This is a genomic window from Streptomyces sp. NPDC004266, from assembly GCF_042874095.1.
Lineage (GTDB): Bacteria > Actinomycetota > Actinomycetes > Streptomycetales > Streptomycetaceae > Streptomyces.
Genome location: NZ_JBIAMM010000006.1, coordinates 21,630 through 37,824, shown reverse-complemented (window position 1 = coordinate 37,824; position 16,195 = coordinate 21,630). Strand labels below are relative to the sequence as shown.

Annotated in this window: 12 protein-coding genes; 7 read left to right on the top strand and 5 right to left on the bottom strand. The window is 74.0% G+C overall.

The features are described 5' to 3' along the window. Positions 1 to 75: 75 nt before the first annotated feature. Positions 76 to 1,857 carry a 3-hydroxyacyl-CoA dehydrogenase family protein gene (locus tag ACFYUZ_RS16215; protein ID WP_389309429.1) on the bottom strand — a complete coding sequence of 594 codons (1,782 nt, stop codon included), beginning with the start codon at positions 1,855 to 1,857 and terminating at the stop codon, positions 76 to 78. A gap of 298 nt (positions 1,858 to 2,155) precedes the next feature. Between ACFYUZ_RS16215 and ACFYUZ_RS16210 the strand changes: the two genes are divergently transcribed. Continuing rightward, positions 2,156 to 2,887 carry a HEAT repeat domain-containing protein gene (locus ACFYUZ_RS16210; RefSeq protein WP_389309426.1) on the top strand — a complete coding sequence of 244 codons (732 nt, stop codon included), beginning with the start codon at positions 2,156 to 2,158 and terminating at the stop codon, positions 2,885 to 2,887. Here ACFYUZ_RS16210 and ACFYUZ_RS16205 read toward each other — a convergent pair. The 3 genes from ACFYUZ_RS16205 to ACFYUZ_RS16195 all read right to left on the bottom strand — a co-directional run bounded on the left by ACFYUZ_RS16205 (position 2,858) and on the right by ACFYUZ_RS16195 (position 6,160). After that, positions 2,858 to 3,295 (bottom strand): RidA family protein, encoded by a 438-nt coding sequence (locus ACFYUZ_RS16205; protein WP_389309424.1) that lies wholly within the window; start codon positions 3,293 to 3,295, stop codon positions 2,858 to 2,860. The two genes, ACFYUZ_RS16210 and ACFYUZ_RS16205, sit on opposite strands and share 30 nt — an antisense overlap. A gap of 78 nt (positions 3,296 to 3,373) precedes the next feature. Then, the gene (locus tag ACFYUZ_RS16200; protein WP_389309421.1) at positions 3,374 to 5,002 is read right to left on the bottom strand and encodes an alpha/beta fold hydrolase; all 1,629 of its coding nucleotides are present in this window, start codon (positions 5,000 to 5,002) and stop codon (positions 3,374 to 3,376) included. A gap of 126 nt (positions 5,003 to 5,128) precedes the next feature. Beyond that, positions 5,129 to 6,160 carry an Rv2578c family radical SAM protein gene (locus ACFYUZ_RS16195; RefSeq protein ID WP_389309418.1) on the bottom strand — a complete coding sequence of 344 codons (1,032 nt, stop codon included), beginning with the start codon at positions 6,158 to 6,160 and terminating at the stop codon, positions 5,129 to 5,131. 148 nt (positions 6,161 to 6,308) lie between these two features. Between ACFYUZ_RS16195 and ACFYUZ_RS16190 the strand changes: the two genes are divergently transcribed. Both ACFYUZ_RS16190 and ACFYUZ_RS16185 read left to right on the top strand, forming a co-directional pair. Next, on the top strand, positions 6,309 to 6,752 hold the full coding sequence (locus ACFYUZ_RS16190) for an SRPBCC family protein (RefSeq protein ID WP_030686492.1): 444 nt from the start codon (positions 6,309 to 6,311) through the stop codon (positions 6,750 to 6,752). Positions 6,753 to 7,005: 253 nt separating this feature from the next. Beyond that, on the top strand, positions 7,006 to 9,468 hold the full coding sequence (locus ACFYUZ_RS16185; protein ID WP_389310274.1) for an MFS transporter: 2,463 nt from the start codon (positions 7,006 to 7,008) through the stop codon (positions 9,466 to 9,468). A 9-nt stretch (positions 9,469 to 9,477) separates the two neighbouring features. Here ACFYUZ_RS16185 and ACFYUZ_RS16180 read toward each other — a convergent pair whose 3' ends face one another. Further along, positions 9,478 to 10,677, bottom strand: a complete 1,200-nt coding sequence (locus ACFYUZ_RS16180) for a hypothetical protein (protein ID WP_389309415.1) — start codon at positions 10,675 to 10,677, stop codon at positions 9,478 to 9,480. A 241-nt stretch (positions 10,678 to 10,918) separates the two neighbouring features. Between ACFYUZ_RS16180 and ACFYUZ_RS16175 the strand changes: the two genes are divergently transcribed. Genes ACFYUZ_RS16175 through ACFYUZ_RS16160 form a run of 4 tightly spaced genes read left to right on the top strand, consistent with a single transcriptional unit; the run spans position 10,919 to position 16,065 of the window. Further along, a complete protein-coding gene (locus ACFYUZ_RS16175) occupies positions 10,919 to 11,752 on the top strand; it encodes a M55 family metallopeptidase (RefSeq protein ID WP_389309412.1) in 834 nt (277 codons plus the stop codon). Then, positions 11,745 to 13,079, top strand: coding sequence for a M20/M25/M40 family metallo-hydrolase (locus ACFYUZ_RS16170; protein ID WP_389309410.1), 1,335 nt, complete (start codon positions 11,745 to 11,747; stop codon positions 13,077 to 13,079). The genes ACFYUZ_RS16175 and ACFYUZ_RS16170 overlap by 8 nt, the downstream gene beginning before the upstream one ends. Before the next feature lie 38 nt (positions 13,080 to 13,117). Then, positions 13,118 to 15,121: a prolyl oligopeptidase family serine peptidase gene (locus ACFYUZ_RS16165; protein WP_389309408.1), complete on the top strand. Its 2,004-nt coding sequence runs from the start codon at positions 13,118 to 13,120 to the stop codon at positions 15,119 to 15,121. Further along, positions 15,118 to 16,065 carry an LD-carboxypeptidase gene (locus ACFYUZ_RS16160; protein WP_389309405.1) on the top strand — a complete coding sequence of 316 codons (948 nt, stop codon included), beginning with the start codon at positions 15,118 to 15,120 and terminating at the stop codon, positions 16,063 to 16,065. The genes ACFYUZ_RS16165 and ACFYUZ_RS16160 overlap by 4 nt, the downstream gene beginning before the upstream one ends. Positions 16,066 to 16,195: the final 130 nt, after the last annotated feature.

Genomic DNA, 16,195 nt, shown 5'->3' with positions numbered 1-16,195 from the left:
GGGGGCGGGGAGCCCCCCGGGGCACCGGCGGTGCCCGGGGGACTCAGCAGACCGCCCCAGCCGACGGTGCGGGACTCAGCGTCGGGCATATTCGCGGAAGCCGCGACCCGTCTTGCGGCCCAGGCAGCCCGCCGCCACCAGGTGCTCCAGGAGCGGGGCGGGCGCGAGGCCCGGGTCGCGGAACTCGCGGTGCAGCACCTGCTCGATCGCGAGCGAGACGTCCAGGCCGACCACGTCGAGCAGCTCGAAGGGGCCCATCGGGTAGCCGCCGCCCAGCTTCATGGCCGCGTCGATGTCGTCCAGGGTCGCGTAGTGCTCCTGGACCATCTTGACCGCGTTGTTCAGGTACGGGAAGAGCAGCGCGTTCACGATGAAGCCGGCGCGGTCGCCGCAGTCCACCGGGTGCTTCCTGATCTTCGCCGTGACCTCGCGGACGGTGGCGTGGACGTCGTCGGCGGTCAGGACCGTACGGACGATCTCCACCAGCTTCATCGCCGGCGCCGGGTTGAAGAAGTGCATCCCGATGACGTCCTGCGGGCGCGAGGTGGCGCGGGCACAGGCGATGACCGGCAGCGAGGAGGTCGTGGTGGCCAGCACCGCGCCCGGCTTGCAGATCTTGTCGAGCCGCCCGAACAGCTCCTGCTTGACCGCCAGGTCCTCGGCGACCGCCTCGACGGCCAGGTCGACCTCGGCGAAGGCGTCGAGCGAGCCGGCCGGGGTGATCAGGGCGAGCGTCGTGTCGCGCGCCTCGGCCGTCATCCGGCCCTTGTCGACCGAGCGGGCCAGGGACTTGGCGATCCGGGCCTTGGCGGTGTCCGCCTTCTCCTGGGAGCGGGCGGCGAGCACGACCGCGTAACCGGCCTTGGCGAAGACCTCGGCGATGCCGGAGGCCATGGTGCCCGAGCCGGCGACGCCGACCGAGCGGATCTCACGGCCGCCGCCGGCGTCGGCGGAGGCGGACGGGGTCAGCGCGTCGGGCACGACCTCGCCGGAGCCCGGCGCCGCGTACGTGTAGAAGCCGCGGCCCGCCTTGCGGCCGGTCAGACCGGCCTCGCTGAGCTGCTTGAGGATCGGGGCCGGGGCGTGCAGCCGGTCGTGCGAGGCGGCGTACATGGCCTCCAGGACCGTACGGGCCGTGTCGACGCCGACCAGGTCGAGCAGCGCCAGCGGGCCCATCGGCAGGCCGCAGCCCAGCTTCATCGCCGCGTCGATGTCCTCGCGGGAGGCGTACTTGGCCTCGTACATGGCGGCGGCCTGGTTCAGGTAGCCGAAGAGCAGCCCGTCCGCGATGAAGCCGGCCCGGTCGCCGACCGCCACAGGCTCCTTGCCGAGGTCCTGGGCGAGCCGGGTGACGGCGTCCACGGCCCGCGGGTCGGTCAGCACGGAGGAGACCACCTCGACCAGCTTCATGGCCTGGACCGGGGCGAAGAAGTGCAGGCCGAGGACCCGCTCGGGGTGCGCCGAGTCGGCGGCGAGCCGGGTCACCGAGAGGGCGTTGGTGCCGGTGGCCAGGATCGCGTCCGGGCGGACGATCCCGTCGAGGGTCCGGAAGACCTCCTGCTTCGCCTCGTACGACTCGGGCACGACCTCGATCACGAGGTCGGCCTCGGCGGCCGCCTGGAGGTCGGAGAAGGTACGGAAGCGGGCCAGGACGTCCTGCCGCTCCTCCTCGGTGATCCGCTCGCGGGCCACCGCGCGGGCGGTGGAGGCCTCCAGGGCGGCGACGGCCTGGGCGGCGGCGGTGTCGCTGATGTCGATGCCGATGACCTCGCGGCCGGCCCGGGCGAGGACATCGGCGATACCCGTGCCCATGGTGCCGAGACCGACGACGGCGATGGTGGAGAGAGGGGTGTCCATCAGGGGACTCCAGAGGAAGAGTGACGACTGAGGGCAGTGCGCGCACGAAAGGGGCGCGGGAAAGAGCGAGGGCGGGGCCCGGAAAAAGGGCGGTGCCCTGGGAAAAGGTGCGACGGACTCTGTCCCGGAGCCACGTCGAAACTGCCGAACCGACAAGCGAACACAACGGCTGCGTCACCAGGCCGTCGTGAGAAGTGCGGGTGGTGCCCGCTCACCTGAGACTAACCGGCCGGTAACGAGCGCGCCAGTCCCGGGAAGTTGGGAAAGTGTGATCTGGATCGCGGATAGGGTCGGATTCATGGAAATCTCCGAGGATCCGGAATTCTGCTCGATGATCGATCGATTGCGGGACGAGATCGAGAATGACTCCGGAGAAGTCCCGGCGGCATTCACGGAACTCACGGCACTCGCGGAACTCGCCGGATCCGGGAGTCGAGCCGGATCCGGGAGTCGAGCCGGGTCTGAGGGGCGAGCCGCCTCCGGGGGCCGAGCCGGGTCTGAGGGGCGAGCCGCCTCCGGGGGCCGAGCCGCCTCCGGGGGGCACGCGGAGGAACTGCACCGCGTCCTCACCGCGCCCGGACAGCCCCTCTGGGCCCGCGAGATCGCCGCCTACTCCCTCGGCGTCGCCGGCGACCCCCGTGCCTTCGAGGCCCTCGTCCTGCTCCTCAACCACCGCGATCCGGAGCGCTGCGTCACCGCCGCCCACGCCCTGGTCCGGCTCGGCGACCCCCGCACCGCGCGCGCGGCCGCGGCCCTCGCCACCAACGAACTCCGCGTCGCCTACGCCCTGCTCCCGGTCCGGCTGCTCACCGAGCTCCGCGCGCCCGAATCCGTGCCGGCGCTGATCACCGTCCTCGGACGGCGACTTCGGGCCGACGACCCCCACTGGCGGGTCGGCCTCGCCTGCGTGGAGGGCCTGGGGGCCCTGGGAGGGCCCGGCGCCAGGGAGGCCCTGGAGGCGGCGCTCCCGCACCCGCGACTGGGCGCGGCGGCGAGCCGGTCACTGGCGGGACTGGGTCCCGCCCTCTGACGGGGCCCGGTCCGGCACCAGGGCGAACGCCTCGATCTCGACCAGGAGTTCGGGCCGGACCAGCGCCGACACCTGGACCGCCGAGCTCGCCGGCAGCGGAGCGCCCGCGAAGTGGGCGTCCCGGGCGTCCCGTACCGCCGGGAGGTGGGCCACGTCCGTGACGAAGTACGTCAGCTTCACCACGTCCCCGAAGCCCGCCCCGGCCGCCGCGAGGCACCGCTCCAGGTTCGTGAAGACCTGGTGGGCCTGGGCCGCCGCGTCGCCCTCCCCGACCACCGCGCCGGAGGCGTCCAGGGCGCACTGCCCGGATATCGCGACGAACCGGCCCGTGCCCCACACGACGTGGCTGTACTGGGGGCTGGGCGCGAGGCCGTCGGGCGCGGGCACGTGGGTGAGGTGGCTCGTCATGCCCCACATCCTCGCGCACGCCACCGACGGTGCCCGCCCCCCTTCGCGGGGAGCGGGCACCGGGGGAAGGGGGAGGGGTCAGCGCACGTGGCCGAGGAAGCCGTGGAGGGCGATGCCGGCCCGCTCCGCGCGCACCGCGCCCGCCTGCTTGCCGTTCTTCTCCGGGGTCGTCGGCGCGGCCGCGGTCACGGGCTCCGGCTCCGGCTCGGGGAGCGCGGCGCAGATCGCGTCCACCTCGGTGTCGCCCTCGCCGCGCGGGACCTTGCCCGTGGCGAGGTAGGCGGCCAGGTGCTCGTCGAGACAGTCGTTCCCGCCGAGGGACACCCCGTGGTTCCCGCCGCCCTCCTCGACGACGAGGCTGGAGCCGCGCATCAGACGGTGCAGCGCGGCCCCGCCCTCGTACGGCGTCGCGGCGTCGTCCGTGGCCTGGAGGATGAGGACCGGCGGCAGCTGGTCGTTGGTGAGGTCCGGCGGGGTCAGGGACTCCACCGGCCAGAAGGCGCAGGGCGCGTTGTACCAGGCGTTGTTCCAGGTGGAGAACGGCGCCTTCGCGTGCACGCTCCAGCTGTCCTTGCGCCACACGTTCCAGTCGCGGGGCCAGCCCGCGTCCCGGCACTGCACGCTCGTGTAGACCGAGTAGCCGTTGTCGGCGGCCGCGTCGGCCTCCCCGTACCGCTCGTACGCCTCCTTCAGCGGCGCCGGGTCCGCGTCGTTGACGTACGCGGCGAAGGCGCTCGCCAGGCGGGGCCAGTAGCCGTCGTAGTACCCGCCGGGCAGGAAGGTGTCCTCCAGCTCGGCGGGGCCGACCTTGCCGCCGGCCGGGGTGGTGCGCAGCGCGTCGCGCATCCGGTACCAGGCGGCCTCGACGGCCGCCGGGTCGGTGCCCAGTCTGTACACGGCGTTCTGCCGGGCCACCCAGGCCATGAAGTCCTTGTGGCGGTCGTCGAAGGCGTAGTCCTGCGCGATGTTGTCCTCGTACCAGACGCCGTGCGGGTTCACGACGGAGTCGAGCGCCATCCGCCGCACCCGGTCCGGGTACAGGCGCGCGTACACGGAGCCCAGGTAGGTGCCGTACGAGTAGCCGAGGTAGTTGATCCTCGGCGCGCCGGCCGCCTGCCGGATCGCGTCCAGGTCCCGGGCCGTGCTCACGGTGTCGATGTACGGCAGCACGTCCGCGTACTTCTCCCCGCAGGCCTCGGCGAAGGACTGCGCCCGGTCGATGGCCGCCCGCTCGGCCGCGGCCCCGGTCGGCACCGAGTCCGCCCGCACGGGCGCGAAGTGGCCGGGCTTGCAGTCGAGCGCGGGCTCGCTCTTGCCGACCCCGCGCGGGTCGAAGCCGATCACGTCGTACTCGGCGGCCACCTTCGGGGGCAGGGAGGCCGCCACGTAGCCGGCCATGCCGCGCCCGCTGCCGCCGGGGCCGCCCGGGTTCACGAGCAGCGGGCCCTGGAAGGTCTTCGCGGTGTGGGGGACGCGGGTGAGGGCCAGGGTGATCTTCCGCCCGGCCGGGTCGTCGTGGTTGAGCGGCACCTTCAGGGTGGCGCACTGGAGCCGGGGGTACGCCTTCGTGGCGCACTCGGTCCAGGTGAGGCCGGGGAGCGGTCGGGGGGTCGGTTCACCGGCGCCGGCGGGGGCGGCGGGCAGGACGGTGACCGTCCCGGCGACCAGCGCTCCAGCGGCGATCAGCATTCCTGCGCGTGGGGTCATAGGGCGTTTGTGTCCCGAACCGGCGCCGAGGGGACCTGTTTCGGCGAGAGTTGACCCGAACGGATGCGGATCCGACGGCGTGTCAGGTGACCGGTCCGATGATCGGTCCGGAGAACCGGGGAGGCTTCACAGCAGCGTGAGCTGCTCGGGGGCGGCCGCGAGGGAGGGCTCCTCCGGTACGGGGATCCGGCGCGCCGCGCCCCGGCGGGCGGGCCCGATGCCGAACTCGGCCGCCAGCTCGTGCACCTGACGGGTGATCCGGCGCTGGTACCAGGTCGGCGCGTAGGCCCCGTCCGCGTACATCCTCTCGTACCGCCGGACCAGGCCCGGGTGGTGGTCGCGCAGCCAGGCCATGAACCACTCGCGGGCTCCCGGCCGCAGGTGCAGGACGAGCGGGGTGACCGAGCTCGCGCCGGCCTCGGCGATCGCGCGGACCGTCGCGCGCAGCTGCTCGGGCCGGTCGCCGAGGAAGGGCACCACGGGCGCCATCAGGACCCCGCAGTCGATGCCGTGCCCGCCGAGGGCGCGGACGACGTCGAGGCGGCGCTGCGGCGAGGGGGCACCGGGCTCGACCGTCCGCCAGAGCTCCTGGTCGGTGAAGCCCACCGAGACGGAGATGCCGACCTCGGTGACCCGGGCGGCCTGGGCGAGGAGCTCCAGGTCGCGCAGGATCAGGGTGCCCTTGGTGAGGATCGAGAACGGGTTCGCCCGGTCCCGCAGCGCCGTGAGGATGCCCGGCATCAGCCGGTAGCGGCCCTCGGCGCGCTGGTAGCAGTCGACGTTGGTGCCCATGGCGACGTGCGCGCCCTGCCAGCGGGCCGAGGCGAGCTGCCGGGCCAGCAGTTCCGGGGCGTTGGTCTTGACGACGATCTGGGAGTCGAAGTCCAGTCCGGTGTCCAGGTCGAGATAGCCGTGGGACTTGCGGGCGAAGCAGTACACGCACGCGTGCGTGCAGCCGCGGTAGGGGTTGACCGTCCACTCGAACGGCATGCGGGAGGCGCCGGGCACCCGGTTCAGGATCGAGCGGGCCCGGACCTCGTGGAAGGTGACGCCCCGGAACTCGGGGGCGTCGAAGGTGCGGGTGGTGACCGCGTCCGTGCCGAACAGGGTGATGTCGGCGGGGGCGGCGGGGGTGTCGCCCAGATTGTCCCAGCGCATGGACGTCTCCTCGATGGCTCGGCCTCGACCGTTCGCTCAGAATAGAACATCTGTTCCCTTGATCGTCGCAACCCGGATTTCGCCCCCCGGAGCCCACGTGGTTCGCTAGGCCTGCACCCCCCGAGGAATCACGAGCTGGAGGAAGTCAATGGCGCAGGTCGAGGCCACCACGGAACGGATCATCGCCGCGGACGCGGAGACGGTGTTCGACGCCCTGGCCGACTACAGCGGCACGCGCGCGAAGCTGCTCCCCGAGCACTTCAGCGAGTACGAGGTGCGCGAGGGCGGCGACGGCGAGGGCACCCTCGTCCACTGGAAGCTCCAGGCCACCAGCAAGCGCGTCCGAGACTGCCTCCTGGAGGTCACCGAGCCCACCGACGGGCAGCTCGTCGAGAAGGACCGCAACTCCTCCATGGTCACCACCTGGACCGTGACGCCCGCCGGGGAGGGCAAGTCCCGCGCCGTCGTCACCACCGTCTGGAACGGCGCCGGCGGCATCGGCGGCTTCTTCGAGAAGACCTTCGCGCCCAAGGGGCTCGGCCGCATCTACGACGCCGTCCTCGCCAAGCTGGCCGACGAGGTCGAGAAGTAACGCCCTGGGCGTTCACCGATTCGAGTGGATCGCCCGCGCCCCCCGTACCGGCCCTCCGTGCGCCGGGGGGCGCGGGCCTTCTCGTAAACGCGCTGATGAGCGACCCAAGTGCGCCGTGGTGCAGGGACGTTCACCCCCGCCGCCGCCACCGCCCCGTCGTACCGCCCGACTTGCTCCCCCTTCGCGCGCAATGCGAAGAATGGCGCGGCGCAGACGCCGTGACGAGGGGAGCAGACACGTGGGTGCGATCACGATGGCGAAGGGCGCCGAGGGCACCGCGGGGGACGCGGAACCGCTCGCCCCGGACGGCCCGCCCGCCGACCCCGCGCCACCGCCCGGCCCGGGCGCCACTGGTCTCGACCCCCGCCGCGTCCGGCTCGTCTTCTGCGGCCTCATGCTCGCGCTGCTCCTCGCCGCGCTGGAGCAGATGATCGTCGCCACCGCCCTGCCGAAGATCGTCGGCGAGCTCCACGGCCTGGACCGGATGTCCTGGGCGATCACCGCCTACCTCCTGACCTCCACCATCGGCCTGCCGGTCTACGGAAAGCTCGGCGACCTCCTCGGCCGCAAGGGCGTCTTCCTCTTCGCGATCGTCGTCTTCGTCGTCGGCTCCGGCCTCGCCGGCTGGTCCCGCACGATGGACCAGCTCATCGCCTTCCGCGCGATCCAGGGCATCGGCGCCGGCGGCCTCATGATCGGCGTCCAGGCGATCATCGCCGACATCGTCCCGGCCCGGGAACGCGGCCGCTACATGGGGCTCATCGGCGCGGCCTTCGGCCTCGCCTCCGTCGCGGGGCCGCTGCTCGGCGGCTTCTTCACCGACCACGTCTCCTGGCGCTGGTGCTTCTACTTCAACGTGCCCTTCGGGCTCGTCACCCTCGCCGTCGTCGCCGCCGTCCTCAAGCTCCCGAAACCCACCGCACGCGCGCGCTTCGACGTCCTCGGCGCACTGCTCCTCGCCGCCGCCTCCACCTGCCTGGTCCTGCTGACGAGTTGGGGCGGCACCGAGTACGCCTGGGACTCCCGGGTCATCCTCGCCCTCGCCTGCGGAGCCGCCGGAACGGCCCTGCTCTTCCTGGTCGTCGAGCGCTTCGCGCCCGAACCGCTCATCCCGCTCCGGCTGTTCCGCGACTCCGTCTTCACCGTCACCGCCCTCGTCGGCGCCGTCGTCGGCATCGCGCTCTTCGGCGCCGCCAGCTACCTCCCCAGCTTCCTGCAGATGGTCGAGGGTGCCAGCGCCACCGAATCCGGCCTCCTGATGCTGCCCCTCATGGGCGGCATCGTCATCGCCTCCGTCGTCTCCGGCCAGCTCATCAGCCGCACCGGCCACTACAAGGCCTATCCGGTGATCGGCGGGGCGGTCTCCGTCCTCGGCATGTGGCTGCTCTCCCGCGTGGGCACCGACACCCCGCGCCTCCAGCACAGCCTCTGGCAGGCCGTCCTCGGCACCGGCATCGGCCTCGTCATGCCGGTCCTTGTGCTCGCCGTGCAGAACTCCGTGCGCCCCGCCGACCTCGGCACCGCCACCAGCGCCCACACCTACTTCCGCCAGATCGGCGGCAGCGTCGGCGCCGCCGTCTTCGGCACCCTCTTCGCCTCCCGGCTCGACGACGCCCTCGGCGACCGGCTCGCCGGCGTCCTCGCCCGGGACGGCTCCACCCCGCTGCCGCCGGCCGAGTCGATCACCCCGGGGACCGTCCGCAGCCTGCCGCCCGCCCTGCGCGACGCGTACGTCCAGGCGTACGCGGACGCGATGCCGCGGATCTTCCTCTACCTCGTGCCGGTCCTCGTGCTCGGCCTCGTCCTCGCCTTCTTCCTCAAGGAGAAACCGCTGGTGTCCCACCACAGCCCCCTCACCGAGGCCACGCACGCCGACGAGACCGGCGGCTTCCAGTCGGTCCCGCACGCCCGCCACGCCGCCCCCGCCCCCGTCCAGGCCGTCGCCGCCCCTCCGCACTCCGGAGTGCCCGTCTGCGGCACCGTCCAGCACCACGACGGCAGCCGGGTCCCGCGGGCCGCGCTCACCCTCATCGACGTCCAGGGCCGGCAGATCGGCCGCGGCGCGAGCGGCGACGACGGCCGGTACGCCCTGAGCGTCCCCGGCGGCGGCGCGTACGTCCTGATCGCGGCGGCCGGCGGCCACCAGCCGCAGGCCGTCTCCGTCACCGTCGGCGACCGGCCGGTGGAGCTCGACGTCGTCCTCGGCGGCGCCGGCCGGCTCGCGGGCAGCGTCGTCACCGCCGACGGCACGCCCGTGCGCGACGCGGCCGTCACCCTCACCGACGTGCGCGGCGAGGTCGTCGCCTCCACCCGCAGCGGACGCGAGGGCGGCTACGTCATCGGCGAACTGGTCGCGGGCGAGTACACCCTCGCCGCCAGTGCCCCCGCCTTCCGGCCCGCCGCCCTCCCCGTCAGCGTCCAGGCCTCCCGCGAGACCCGCCAGGACATCGAACTGGCCGGCGGCGCGGTGCTGCGCGGCACCGTGCGGGCCGGGGGAGGACGGCCCGTGGAGGACGCCCGGGTCACCCTCCTCGACGCCGCGGGCAACGTCGTCGACACCCTCACCACCGGCCCCGACGGCACCTTCCGCTTCGTCGACCTCTCCTCCGGCGAGTACACGGTCATCGCCGCCGGGTACCCGCCCGTCGCCACCGTCCTCCAGGTGGCCGGCGGCGGCCGCACCGAGCGCGACCTCCAGCTCGGCCACGAGGACTGAGGACCGCTCTCAGGAGGCGGTCGTGGCCTTGCGCAGCGCGCTGATGCAGGTGCCGATCGCCTCCTGGAGGGCTTCGAGGCGCTGGAGCATGTCCGCCTCGTAGATGTCCTCCTCCATCACCTCGTCGAGCGTCAGCTCCTCGAAGACCCTCGTCGCCTTCTGCAGGCTGTTGTAGAACCTCGTCCGCCGCTCCTGGACGCGCAGCGCCGGATCCTCCTCGACCGCCTTGGCGACCAGGTCCTTCACCGTGTCGTAGGCCTCGCCGGCCCACTCGCCCGCCTCCTCCGAGTCGTCCAGCTCGTCGAGGAGCGACAGGTGCCGCTCGGCCTCGGCCCGGATCTCGGCCGGTGCCTCCACGGTCTGCCCGGCGGGGGTCCTGATCCGGCCCTTCTCGACGATCTGCCGCACGTACCCGATGCGGTCGGCCGCCTTCGCCTCGTTCGCCACGGCCTTCTTCAGGTCGTCGGTACGGGCGATGGCGCGGGCCATCTCGGTCTGGAGGGCCGGGTCCTCCTTCATCCGGTCCAGCAGCGCCCCGCGCGCGGCCTGGGCCGTACCGGGGTCGGCGAGGATCGCCGCCCGCAGCGCCGTCGGGTTCTCCGCGACCTCCAGGGCCTTGGTCGGCCGGATGCCCTCGGCCTCGGCCGCCGCGCTGATCGCCTGACCGCGCACGGAGGACGCGCTGTTGCGGGAGGCGTAGTACGAGAGCCAGACGTCCGCGTCCGGCAGCTCGACGTCCTCGCCCGGGACCAGGACCTCGAACTGCGGGACCAGACCGTCGTCGGCCGCCATGTCCCAGGCCCTGTAGTGGCGCATGACCCGCTCGGGCGAGCATCCGGCGAGCTCCGCGAAGGCCTTCGCCGAGACCTTCGTCCGGGCCGTCCCCTCGGCGGGCTGACCGCCGGGCCGGACGCTCCGGGCCACCTTCAGCGCGAAGGCCCAGCCGCCGGTCCGCGCGTAGACGCCGAAGTCCCGGGCGTCACGCACGACGACGGGGTCGTGGTCCGGGCCGTGGCCGTCGGTGTCGGCGTCGGTGTCGTCGTCCCGGGAGCCGTGCGCGGCCCCGGGGGCCGGGATCTCCTCGGGCTCCGGGTCCGACGGCTCCCAGAACTCCGGCTCCTCCGCCATGACGGGCCCGGCGGGCTCGGGAACCACGACGGGCCCGGTCCCGGCGGGCGCGGATTCGGACGGGGTGAAGGCGATGGTCACCGAGAGCTCTCCGGAAGGTCGACAACGACAACTGCGGCCGACAGCCTATACGCGCCCGTTGGCGATGTTTCGTCCGATTCGAAGACCGCCGTGCCGCGCCGGTTCGCGGCGGAGGGCCCCGGGGGCATCCGGAACCGGCCGGGCGATCCGTACCGCCGCCCGGTGGACGTCATTGGTCCACTCCAACGGAGGTTATCCACAGGGGTGGTGGGGCTGCCGGGCGGCGCGTACGGTGCCAGGCATGAAGATCCTCATCAGCGCCGACATGGAGGGCGCCACCGGTGTGACCTGGCCCGCCGACGTGCTGCCCGGCACGCCGCAGTGGGAGCGGTGCCGCGCGATGTTCACCTCCGACGTGAACGCCGCCGTGCTCGGCTTCTTCGACGGCGGCGCGGACGAGGTCCTCATCAACGAGGCGCACTGGACCATGCGGAACCTGCTCCTGGAGCGGCTCGACGAGCGGGCCGGGATGCTCACCGGCCGGCACAAGTCCCTCTCGATGGTCGAGGGCGTGCAGCACGGCGACGTCGACGGCATCGCCTTCGTCGGCTACCACACCGGCGCCGGCACCGAGGGCGTCCTCGCGCACACCTACCTCGCCAACTCCATCACCGGGGTCTGGCTCAACGGCGAGCGGGCGAGCGAGGGCCTGCTCAACGCCCATGTGGTCGCGGAGTACGGCGTGCCCGTCGTCCTCGTCACCGGGGACGACCTGACCTGCGAGGACGCCCTCGGCTACGCGCCCGAGGCGCTCAAGGTCGCCGTCAAGGACCACGTCTCGCGGTACGCGGCGGTGTGCCGCCCCCCGGCGAGGACCGCCGCCGACATCCGCGCCGCGGCGAAGAGCGCCGCCGCGCTCGCCGTCCGGTACGAGCCGGTCCGGGGCGGTCCGTTCACCGTGGAGCTGGAGTTCGACGCCGAGCACCTGGGCGCCGCCGCCACGGTGGTTCCCGGCGTGGCGCGGAGCGCCGAGCGGCGCGTCGCGTACACCAGCGAGACGATGTACGAGGCAATTCGCACGTTCAAGGCGGTCACGACCATCGTCTCGGCCGCGGTGGAGGAGCAGTATGGCTGAGGAGGTCCGGGTTCCGGACACGACGGCGCTCGACGAGGTGGTCACCTTCACCTCCGAGCTCATCCGCATCGACACCACCAACCGGGGCGGCGGCGACTGCCGCGAGCGGCCGGCCGCCGAGTACGTCGCCGAACGGCTCGCGGACGCCGGGATCGAACCCACCCTCCTGGAGCGGACCCCCGGCCGCACCAACGTGGTGGCGCGGATCCCCGGCACCGACCCCTCGGCCGAGGCGCTCCTCGTCCACGGCCACCTGGACGTGGTGCCCGCCGACCCCGCCGAATGGGCCGTGCACCCCTTCTCCGGCGAGGTGCGCGACGGGGTCGTCTGGGGGCGCGGCGCCGTCGACATGAAGAACATGGACGCGATGGTCCTGGCCGTCGTCCGCTCCTGGGCCCGCCAGGGCATCCGGCCCCGCCGCGACATCGTCCTCGCCTACACCGCCGACGAGGAGGCCAGCGCCGAGGACGGCTCCGACTTCCTCGCCGACCGGCACGCGGCGCTCTTCGAGGGCTGCACGGAGGGCATCAGCGAGTCCGGGGCGTTCAGCTTCCACCCGCAGCCCGGCACCACCCTCTACCCGATCGCGGCGGGGGAGCGGGGCACCGCCTGGCTCAAGCTCACCGCGCGCGGCCGGGCCGGCCACGGCTCCAAGGTGAACACGGCCAACGCCGTCACCCGCCTCGCCGCGGCCGTCGCCCGGATCGGCGCCCACACCTGGCCGGTCCGCCTCACCACGACCGTCCGCGCCGCCCTCACCGAACTCGCCGCGCTGTACGGCATCGAGGTCGACACGAGCGCCCCCGACCTCGACGTCGACCTCCTCCTCGACAAGCTCGGTCCCGCCGCCGCCCTCGTCGAGGCGACCGTCCGCAACAGCGCCAACCCGACGATGCTGGAGGCCGGTTACAAGGTCAACGTCATCCCGGGCCAGGCCGTGGCCTACGTCGACGGGCGGATGCTGCCGGGCGGCGAGGAGGAGTTCGCCGCGACCATGGACCTGCTCACCGGGCCCGACGTGGAGTGGGAGTTCCACCACCGCGAGGTGCCCCTGGAGGCCCCGGTCGACTCCCCGACCTTCGCCAAGCTCCGGGCCGCCGTCGAGCGCTTCGACCCGGCCGGGCACGTCCTGCCGTTCACCATGTCCGGCGGCACGGACGCCAAGCAGTTCTCGCGGCTCGGCATCACCGGCTACGGCTTCTCGCCCCTCCGGCTGCCCCCGGACCTCGACTACGGGGCGCTCTTCCACGGCGTCGACGAGCGCGTCCCGGTGGACGCCCTGCACTTCGGCGTCCGGGTGCTCGACCACTATCTGAAGTCCGCGTAGGACAGGGGGGGATCCGACCCGTGACAGGGGGAAACGAGATGGCCGTGACCACGGCCGGGTACGGCGGCTGGCCGTCGCCCGTCGACGCCGCGCTCGCCGCCGCCCACGACGGGCGGCCCGAGTACCTCGGCGCCGTCGGCGACGAGCTCTGGTGGACCGCGCCCCGCCCCGCCGAGGGCGGCCGGCGCGCCCTCGTCCGGCGGCGCGCCGACGGCACCGAGGAGAGCCTGCTGCCCGCCCCGTGGAACGTCCGCAGCAGGGTGATCGAGTACGGCGGGCAGCCCTGGGCGGCCGTCGCGCGCCCGGAGGGCGGACCGCTCGCCGTGTTCTGCCACTTCCCCGACCAGCGGCTCTACGCGTACGAACCCGACGCCGAGCCCGCCGTCGAGCCGAGGCCGCTCACCCCGGTCTCCTCCGTCGGCGGCGGACTGCGGTGGGCCGACCCGGTCGTCCACCCGGACCGGGGCGAGGTGTGGTGCGTCCTGGAGGAGTTCACCGGCCCCGCGCCCACCGACGTGCGCCGCGTCCTCGCCGCCGTGCCCCTCGACGGCTCGGCCGCCGAGGACCGTGCCGCCGTCCGGGAACTCTCCGACGGACGCCACCGGTTCGTCACCGGCCCCCGGATCTCCCCCGACGGCCGCCGGGCGGCCTGGATCGCCTGGGACCACCCCCGGATGCCCTGGGACGGCACCGAGGTCCGACTCGCCGACGTCACCCCCGAGGGCACCCTCCGGGAGGCCGGGACCGTCGCCGGCTCGGCCGCCGAGTCGATCCCGCAGGTCGACTGGGACCCCGCCGGCCGGCTGCTCCTCGTCAGCGACCGCACCGGCTGGTGGAACCTCTACCGCGCCGAGATCGGAGCCGACGGCCGCCTCACCGAACCGGAGGCGCTCTGCCCCCGCGCCGAGGAGTTCGGCGGCCCGCTCTGGCAGATCGGACTCCGCTGGTTCGCCCCCCTGGAGAACGGCCTGATCGCCGTCGTCCACGGCCGGGGGACCACCACCCTCGGGATCCTCGACCCCGAGCGCCGCGCCCTGGTCGACGTCGGCGGACCCCGCACCGAGTGGGCCGCGACCCTCGCCGCCCACGGCACCCGGGTGGTCGGCGTCGCCGCCGCACCGCACCGCTCCGCCGAGCTCGTCGAGCTCGACACCCGCACCGGCCGCAGCCGCGTGGTCGGCGCCGCGCACACCGACGCCGTCGACCCCGCCTACCTCCCCGAGCCCCTGATCCGCACCTTCACCGGTCCCGGCGGGCGGGAGATCCACGCCCAGGTGTACCCGCCGCGCCACCCCGGCTTCACCGGACCCGAGGGCGAGCTGCCGCCCTACGTGATCTGGGCCCACGGCGGCCCCACGGGCCGCACACCGCTCGTCCTCGACCTGGAGACCGCCTACTTCACCTCGCGGGGCATCGGCGTCGCCAAGGTGGACTACGGCGGCTCGACCGGCTACGGCCGCGAGTACCGGGAGCGGCTGCGCGAGCAGTGGGGCGTCGTCGACGTCGAGGACTGCGCGGCCGTCGCGACGGCCCTCGCCGCCGAGGGCACCGCCGACCCCGCCCGGCTCGCGGTGCGCGGCGGCAGCGCGGGCGGCTGGACCAGCGCCGCGTCCCTCGTCTCCACCGACGTGTACGCCTGCGGCACGATCATCTACCCCGTCCTGGACCTGCGGAGCTGGGCCACCGACGAGACCCACGACTTCGAGTCCCGGTACCTCGACGGACTGGTCGGACCGCTCGACGAGGTGCCCGCCCGCTACAAGGAGCGCTCGCCGATCGAGCACGTCGACCGCGTCACGGCCCCGTTCCTGCTGCTGCAGGGCCTCGACGACGTCATCTGCCCGCCCGCGCAGGCCGAGCGCCTCCTCGCCCGCGCGGCCGGCCGGGGAGTCCCGCACGCCTACCTCGCCTTCGAGGGGGAGGGGCACGGCTTCCGCAGGGCCGACACCATGGTCCAGGCCCTGGAGGCCGAACTCGCCCTGTACGCACGGGCCTTCGGCATCGACCGAACGGACCTGCCGGACCTGGAGTACCGCACGTGACCGGCCCGTCCTCCGCCGTCGAACCCCTGGCCCGGGCCGAGCGGCTCGGCTCCGGGGCACGGGTCGCCGTCGTCGCCCCCAGCGGTCCCGTCCCCGAGGAGCGGCTCACGGCCGGACTCGACATCCTGCGCGGCTGGGGCCTGGAGCCGGTGGTCGCCCCGCACGTCCTGGACGCCCACCCCGCGCTCGGCCACCTCGCGGGGGCGGACCGGGCGCGCGCCCGCGATCTGACCGAGGCCTGGTGCGACCCGTCGGTCTCCGCCGTGCTCTGCGCGCGCGGCGGGTTCGGGGCCCAGCGCATGGTGGACCTGGTCGACTGGACGGCGATACGGGCGGCCGGGCCCAAGGCGTTCGTCGGCTACAGCGACGTCACCGCCCTGCACGAGGCCTTCGCCGTCCGCGCGGGCTTCGCCACCCTGCACGGGCCGATGGTCGCCGCCGGCACGTTCCTGTCGGACCCGCGCACCCGGGAGTCGCTGCGGGCCACCCTCTTCGAGCCCGAGACCGTCCTCACGCTCGGTCCGGAGACGGCACGGGCCCTGGTGCCGGGCCGCGCCCGGGGCGTGACGCTCGGCGGCTGCGCCAGCCTCCTCGCCGCCGACCTCGGCACCCCGCACGGGCGGCCCTCGGCCCGCGGCGGGCTGCTGCTCCTGGAGGACGTGGGGGAGGAGCCGTACCGCCTCGACCGCATCCTCACCCAACTGCTGCGTTCCGGCTGGCTCGAAGGGGTCACGGGCATCGGTCTCGGCTCCTGGGAGGAGTGCGGTCCGTACGAGGAGGTGCGGGCGGTGCTCGCCGACCGGCTCGGCGGCCTCGGGGTGCCGGTCGTGGAGGAGATGGGCTTCGGGCACAGCACGACCGCGCTGACCATGCCGCTCGGCCTGCCCGCCGCCCTCGACGCGGACACGGGCACGCTCACCCTGGACGCACCGGCCCTGCGCTGACCGGACCCGTGCCCGTACGACGAAGACGCGCCCCCGCCCCCGCGGAAAGCGGAGGTGAGGGCGCGTCCCGGCGGGGGACGGGAGCGCCCCGCCGCGAGCCCGGAACCGGTCGGCCGCGCCTCCGCCCGCG